We start from the raw sequence: 8,633 nt of genomic DNA on the forward strand, positions 1-8,633 counted from the left end.
AAGCTACCAATATGCGGAGGCTATTGATGTATACCAAAGGTTAATTGATCTTGGATACAGCTCTGAAACTATTTACAGAAAACTTGCTAACTCTAATTACCTTAATGCTAGGTATGAAAATGCTGCTAAATGGTATGAAAAACTAGTAAATCTTCAAGATGCGAACGTAGATCCTGAAGAGGTATACAAATATGCATTATCACTAAAGTCTATTGGTGAATATGAAAAATCTGATACTTGGATGCGTAAGTTTGATCAAATTAAACAGTACGACTCTAGAGCTACCTTGTTTGAAAATAACACCAATTATTTACAAGTAATTGAAAAAAACTCTGGACGTTACAATCTAAAAAATCTAGAGATGAACTCTAGTGTATCTGAGTTTTCACCGGCTTATTATATGAATAAGCTTGTATTTTCTTCGGCTAGAGATACTGGTACCGTGCGCAATTCTATTCACGAGTGGAACAACCAACCATTTTTAAACCTGTATGCTGCTCAAATTAATGAAGAAGGCAACCCTATTAATGCTGATAAATTAGACCGTAAACTAAATAAAAAAACACACGAGTCTTCGGCTGTTTTTACCAAAGATGGTAACACTATGTATTTTACCAGAAACAACTCCGATAACGGGAGGTTTGCACGTGATAAAGATGGCGTTAGTAGACTTAAATTATACAGAGCTACAAAGGTGGATGACCAATGGAGAAAAATTACAGAATTGCCTTTTAATAGTGATGAGTATTCTGTAGCACACCCTGCCCTATCGCCAGATGAAACTAAATTATATTTTGCTTCGGATATGCCTGGTACGCGTGGTATGTCTGATCTGTATGTGGTAGATATTATTGCTGATGGAACCTTTAGTGCTCCCCTAAATCTTGGTAATAAAATTAATACAGAATCTAGAGAAACGTTTCCGTTTGTATCTAAAAATAACATCTTGTATTTTGCCTCTGATGGGCACCCTGGACTTGGTGGGTTAGATATTTTTGCTACACAAATTACTGATAACTTTAACGATTCTTACATCTTAAATATTGGCAAACCTGTAAACAGTAAACAAGATGATTTTTCTTTTATTTTTGATGAAGATTCTCTAAAAGGATTCTTTGCATCTAACCGTGATGGTGGTAAAGGGTATGATGATATTTATAGCTTTGTTCAAACAAAAGAACTCAATCTTAATTGTTACAATACCATTACAGGTACTGCTGTTAATCTTAAAACAGGTGCTAGTATTGCAGACGCTGCTGTGCAAGTAAAAGACAAAGAAAACACTTTGGTGTTTGAAACTAGAGCTGATAAAAAAGGAAACTTTACACTAGAAGATATTTGCTGGGAGGATACCTATACCCTACTGGGACAAAAAATAGAGTTTGAAAACGGAACTACCTCTTTTGCTATAGAACGTAATAAAGAACTAGATCCTGTTATTGTAAAATTAAATCCTATTAAAAGGGCTGCCCCTATTGGTACAGATTTAACAAAATACTTAAAACTAGATCCTATTTATTTTGACCTAGATAAGTCCTTCATTAGAATTGATGGACAAATTACAATGCAACAAGTATTTGCGTACCTTAAAGAGTATCCAAACGTTGTTATTGAAGTTCGTTCACATACAGATGCTAGAGCTACTACTGCTTACAACCAAGCACTATCAAACAGAAGAGCAAAAGAAACGGTAAAGTATTTATTAGACAATGGTATTGCGCCTGAGCGTGTGTCAGGCAAAGGTTTTGGGGAATCTCAACTAACTAACAACTGTGATTCTAATAGCAAATGCTCCGAAGAACAACACCAACAAAATAGAAGGTCTGAGTTTATTGTAATTAAAAACTAAAACAACAAACAAAAAGAGGAAGCTTTAGCTTCCTCTTTTTTTATAATAAACTATAAGTGTTTATTTATTCTCTATACCTTTAAATATAAAATCTGTTAACTGCTTCTCTATCTCTATTGGGTTTACTTTTATATCATCATTGGTTATCATACTAAACAACCATCGCATTGATGAAATTACCATAAACGTTGAAAACTCACTGTCCATTTTACGTAAGGAACCTTCAGCAATACCTTCTTCAATTATATTACTAACAGTACTAATATAACCTGATCTTTTTACCTTAAAGTCTTCTAACTTTTCATCTTTTAAACTACGCCACTCATACACAAAAAGAGAAACCTCATAAGGCTTATTAAGCGTGTATTGTACATGTTTAGAAATAACAAACTTTAGTTTTTCAACTGGAGAATAAGAAGAATTCATAATATTGTCCAAATACACCACAAATTCCTCTAACGTACTAAATATATAATCTTCTAATAAAGCTTCTTTAGAATCTATGTAATTGTAAACATTAGCAACTTCAAAATTTAACTCATGCGCAATATCACGCATTGTAGTTGCCTTAAATCCTTTTTCACTTATTAGCTTAAGTGTCTTTTCAAAAAATAATTCCTTTTTTGTTATTCTTTTCATAAAGTTAGTTTGATACTATTTTGATTGAGGTCTGTTTTCATAAAAAAACAAGATTCAAATATATGAACGAACGTTAACAAAACAATACAAAACACAACACTTTAATATTCCTTTAACGTTTAAAGAGGACTACAGTAATTAATTTATTATCAAACGTTAATTATTAAGTGTATTAGACATAAAAAAGTTTTACATACAAAAAGAGCACTTTCACATACAAATATGTAGAAACACACAACAAAAGTGAGTAATACGCACTATTTTTTTATAAATTAATGATTAAATACGTAACGCCTTTTTTTAAATAAAAAGTTAAATTTTACATCATTACAATTAATAAAAAACAATTCATTTATTTATTTTTTTCTTACAAAAAAGACGGATTATCAATCTAGCTTTTATCATACAAATAAGCTATATTTTAGAGTTATAAACTCCGCATTTACAATATGTAAGATATATTAATTGGTTACAGTTAACCCTCTTATTATATCTTTCTAACTATCAACACATATACAAATACTCAAAATATTTAACCTTAAATAAAATTTAACAAAATTTTAAACAAAAACTTAAATAACAAACATAAAGAAAAGTACCAATCAGTCTTTATTTTTAATTTATTGTAATAATTTTACTATAACGTAATTAAGAAATATCAATTAACAAAAAAAAAATATAAAATGTAGACATAAGTCAAAATATAAATACATACATATCATTAACAATTATTTAAAGATTTCCCCAGTTAAAAAATAATCAACACATGATCAGAAAATTCCCATCAACTAAAAAAAGACCAAATTTATCTCGTTTACTTTTTTTAACCGTCCTCTACCTATGTATTCCCATAAATTTACTATCCTATAATAAGAGTAAACTTGATAATGCAAGTGAAAATGTAATTTTTGCAAATCCCATATTAGATTTAAATGCTTTTACGGCCGGCAATAATAACACATATACTCTAGATCCATCAACATCCAATATATATTCAATAGGTATAAGCCCTTCTGTGACTTCTGATAATGGTTTTGTACAAAGTGCAACCATATCTGTTTCTGGAGTTGCCGATACACCCACTGGAGAATTAATTTCTTTTAATGACGGTAGTGGATTTATATTATTTTACTTAGGTGGTACTGCCCCTTATCCTTCTAGGGTATTTAGCTTTGCAGGTACCAATATTTTAGTAACACAAACATCGGGCACTACTTTTTTAATTACAGAGTCTTCAGGAAATCCAATACCTAATGCATCTTTTCAAGCTTTTATAGCTGGTACTTATTACGGTAATTTATCTGAACCTCAAACAGATGGTTTAAGAACAATAGATGTTCAGGTTACTGATAGTTTTGCTCAATCTAGTATTTCTCAGACTTTCTTTAATGTATATACACAACCAGTAGCATATGATAATATTAATAATATTAGTGCTAGCTCTACAGGAACTGTTACTGGAAACGTATTGACCGATGGAACTCCTGATTATGGAAATAATATTTTTGTATCTGAAGTTGATGTTTATCCTGCCAGTGTTGGTAGTGTTTATAACACATTGTACGGTAGTGTCACTATACAAGCAAACGGTAGTTATATATATGATGTGGATGAAGCTAACTCATCGGTAACAGGTTTAAAAAGTGGAGAAGCACTTCAGGACATTGTTTCTTACACTATTAGAGATCCAAATGGTTATATTGACTATGGTATACTTACAGTGACTATTAATGGTGTTGATGAAGCACCTATTGCATTAGATAATACCGATGAAATAACTGTTGTAGTAGAGAGTGACGTTTCTGGTAATATAATAACCGATATAGGTGTTGATGGAGCTGATTATGTAGATAGAGGTTTATCTACTTTAGTCTGGGAAAATCAATTTACCAATGGTGAAACGGTTAATGGAAAATCAAAAACTATTGGAGGAGTACAACTTAGTTTTATATCTACAGATCCTTCATCTGTAGGTACGGTTAACAACCAGATAGTTTTAACTACTAGTACTAATGGTGGACACACAGGTTACTTGCTTTACCAAATAGATGCAGCAACAAACCCCTCTGGAGACACAGAGTTAATTATAACTTTTAATGAACCAGTATTTAATTTAGGTTTTCTTGTTACTGATATTGATTATTCTCAAAGTACTACTTGGCAAGATCAAATAACTATAAATGGTTCATTAGATGGAACTGCATCTAACTTCACTTTTGTAACAACTGGTGGTGTTGTAAATACTTCTGGTAATACTTTTTATGGCACAGGTAATGCAATTGAGAGTGATGCAACCGGTAATGTAAATGTATTTTTTAACGAACCTATAAATCAATTAAGATTAGGTTATAATTATGGACCGGATGTAACAGATGCAGATCCAATGCCTCAAATTGCCGGTATATCTGACATCTATTGGCAAGGTGATAATCCAATGATACAGATTATTGAAATTGATGCCAGCGCAGGGAACGTAAATACAGTGTACACTGGTACATATGGTACTATTACAGTAAATAGTGACGGTAGTTATACATATACACCAGATGTTAGCAACCCTACTGTATCTGGTTTACTAATAGGACAAACTCTTACTGAAACTTTTGAATATAGATTATCTGATGGTTCTAATTCTGACATAGCTAACTTAATTATAACATTAAAAGGAAATAAAACACCTCCTACAATAGATATTACTACTCCTATTGAAGGTGACGATGTGGTTAATGCATCTGAAGATAATGATGTGTCTATTTCTGGTACCACTACTGGTATTGAAGACAACCAAATTGTTACAGTAACTTTTTCTGATGGCACAAATACTGTAACCACAACGGCTACAGTAACTGGTGATAATTGGACCGCTACAGATGCAGATATTTCTGGTTTAACTAACGGTACAATTACTGTTACCGCAGATGTTGAAGACATAGCCGGAAATCCTGCTACAGATAACGACCCTGTAACTTTAGATAATACATTGCCAACAATAGACATTACAACTCCTATTGAGGGGGATGATGTAGTAAATGCATCTGAAGATAATGATGTATCTATTTCTGGTACAACTACTGGCGTAGAAGATGGTCAAACGGTAACTGTAACTTTTAGCGATGGAACAAATACTGTAACAACAACGGCTACTGTTACCGGTAATTCTTGGACTGCTACAGATGCAGATATTTCTGGTTTAACTAACGGTACAATTACTGTTACTGCAGATGTTACCGATGTAGCGCTAAACCCAGCAACAGATAATGATCCTATTACACTAGATAACTCATTACCTACAATAGACATAACAACTCCTATTGAAGGAGATGATATTGTGAATGCAGCTGAAGATGGTGATGTCACTATCTCCGGTACTACTACTGGTGTAGAAGACGGTCAAATTGTTACAGTAACTTTTTCTGATGGTACAAATACTGTGACAACAACTGCTACTGTTAGCGCTAATTCCTGGACTGCTACAGATGCAGATATTTCTGGTTTAACTAACGGTACAATTACTGTTACTGCAGATGTTACCGATGTAGCCCTAAACCCAGCAACAGATAATGATCCTGTTACACTTGAAAACTCTGTGCCAACTATAGATATTACTACGCCTATTGAAGGGGATAATGTGGTAAATGCGTCTGAAGATAATGATGTCACTATTTCTGGTACAACTACTGGTGTAGAAGACAACCAAACTGTAACCGTAACTTTTAGTGATGGTACAAATACAGTAACTACTACAGCTACTGTCATTGGTAACAATTGGACTGCTACAGAGGCAGATATTTCTGCTTTAACTAACGGACCAATTTCTGTTATTGCAGATGTTACCGATATAGCGCTAAACCCAGCAACAGATAATGAACCTATCACCTTAGATAATTCTTTACCTACTATAGATATTGATACTCCTATTGAAGGGGACAATGTGGTTAGTGGATCAGAAGACAATGATGTTAGTGTGTCAGGAACAACTACCGGGGTTGAAGACAATCAAACAGTAACCGTAACTTTTTCTGATGGATCAAACATTGTAACTACAACGGCTACAGTAACTGGTGGTGTGTGGACAGCAGCAGATGCCGATGTATCTGGATTAAACAACGGACCAATTACCGTAACTGCAGATGTTACCGATGTAGCATTAAATCCGGCTACAGATAACGAACCTGTTACACTTGATAATTCATTACCTACAATAGACATTACAACACCTATAGAAGGTGATAATATTGTAAATGCATCAGAAGATAATGATGTTACTATTTCTGGTACAACTACGGGTGTAGAAAATAATCAAATAGTAACCGTAACTTTTTCTGATGGTACAAATACTGTGACAACAACTGCTACTGTTAGCGCTAATTCTTGGACTGCTACAGATGCAGATATTTCTGCTTTAACCAACGGACCAATAACCGTTACTGCAGATGTTACTGATGTAGCTTTAAACCCTGCTACAGATAATGATCCAATAGCATTAGACAATACAATTCCTGTAGTAACAATAATTATAGACAATGTTACTACAAACAACCTTGTCACTGCTTCCGAAGCTGCAAATAATATACCTATAACAGGTACAGTAAGTGGCGACTTTAATACCGGAGACACGGTTACTTTAACCATAAACGGAACAAACTACAGTGGTACTGTAGATTCTGGAGGTGTTTTTAGTATTGATGTACCTGGTTCTGAATTACAAGAGGATGTAGATTTGACCATTGAGGGTAGTGTTACTACAACAGATACAGCAGGAAACTCAAGTTCTGCCTCTACAACTAAAATATACAATTTAGATAATGATGGAGATGGTGTAGCTAATAATATAGATGAGGATGATGATAATGATGGTATTACCGATGTTGTTGAAGGAACAACAGATTTTGATAACGATGGTATTCCTAATTACTTAGATCTAGATAGTGATAATGATGGTATACCAGACGTTGTTGAAACTGGAAACGGAAGTTTAGACCTAGACGGAAATGGATCTATAGACACTGCAGAAAGTGCTCCTGGAACAAATGGTATTCCTAATAGCGCTGAAGACGGAGGTATAGATGGCAACGGAGTTATAAATATTCCTGCAGATAGTGATGGTTCTGGAAGCCCTAACTATTTAGATATAGACTCTGACAATGATGGTATTAGAGATTTAGTAGAATCGCAAACAGATGCCGGTTTGGTACAATTATCTGGTAATGATACAGATAATGATGGTGTAGATGATGCTTTTGATGCCGATAACGGTGGTAGTTTTACAAATATTCCGGAAAATACAGATGGTGGTACTAATCCAGATTATTTAGATTTGGATAGTGATGATGATGGTATTATTGATAATATTGAATGGCAATCAACATCTAACTATATACCTCCAAGTGCGGATGGTGATGGTAATGGTCTTGCTGACAATTATGAAACATCTTCCGGGTCTGGTATATCTATAAACCAACCTGCTAACTCAGATGGTGCAGACTCTCCAGATTTTAGAGATTTAGATTCAGATAATGACGGTTTAACAGATTATGTAGAAGCTTATGATGTAGATGGAGATAATACTGCTGACACTTTACCAACGAACAATGATGTTGATAACGATGGTTTAGATGATGGTTTTGATAATAGTACAACTGAAACTAATGGAATTGCTGACCCTAACGGACCTACAAATAGCAACCAACAGGTTACAAACTTTCCTAATGATCAAGATCCTTTTACAAGTGAAGTAGATTTTAGAGATGGTACAACACATATAGACCCTATAGATACAGATGGGGATAACGTAGATAATGATTTAGATATTGATGATGATAACGATGGAATTTTAGATTATGTAGAATCTTTAGGATTTACACCTACAGATACAAAAGGTGATGCTTGTGGTATACCTGCTGGCTCATTTAATGGAGGTACATACATAGGCGGTGGATCCGGAGCGGGTACATTAGGTGCAGAATATAGGTTTTCTACAGTGGTAAGTTCATCATTAGGTGTGTTAGATGCTATTGTTAGAATTACGGATATTGATAATGCAACTTTGGTCTCTATTGATGATAATGCTTCTGGTAGTGAAAACGCTTGGCAACCAAACTTTACAATTGGTGGTACTACTGGTGCTACAGGAGGTATGTCTTTT

General features: G+C 33.9%; 3 protein-coding genes. 2 read left to right on the forward strand and 1 reads right to left on the reverse strand.

Annotated features, from left to right (window positions below; translation table 11 throughout):
- The coding region (locus ABJD66_RS09255; RefSeq protein ID WP_348130726.1) for an OmpA family protein at window positions 1-1,849 on the forward strand (1,849 nt) is incomplete at its 5' end.
- A 60-nt stretch (window positions 1,850-1,909) separates the two neighbouring features.
- Here the strand turns inward: ABJD66_RS09255 and ABJD66_RS09260 are convergent.
- Window positions 1,910-2,488, reverse strand: a complete 579-nt coding sequence (locus ABJD66_RS09260) for a TetR/AcrR family transcriptional regulator (protein WP_100895555.1) — start codon at window positions 2,486-2,488, stop codon at window positions 1,910-1,912.
- Between the two features lie 766 nt (window positions 2,489-3,254).
- On the opposite strand from ABJD66_RS09260, the gene ABJD66_RS09265 reads away from it, so the two are divergent.
- Window positions 3,255-8,633: Ig-like domain-containing protein (locus ABJD66_RS09265; RefSeq protein ID WP_348130728.1), on the forward strand; the 5,379-nt coding region annotated here is incomplete at its 3' end.

The organism is Cellulophaga sp. (genome assembly GCF_039943695.1).
GTDB lineage: Bacteria > Bacteroidota > Bacteroidia > Flavobacteriales > Flavobacteriaceae > Cellulophaga.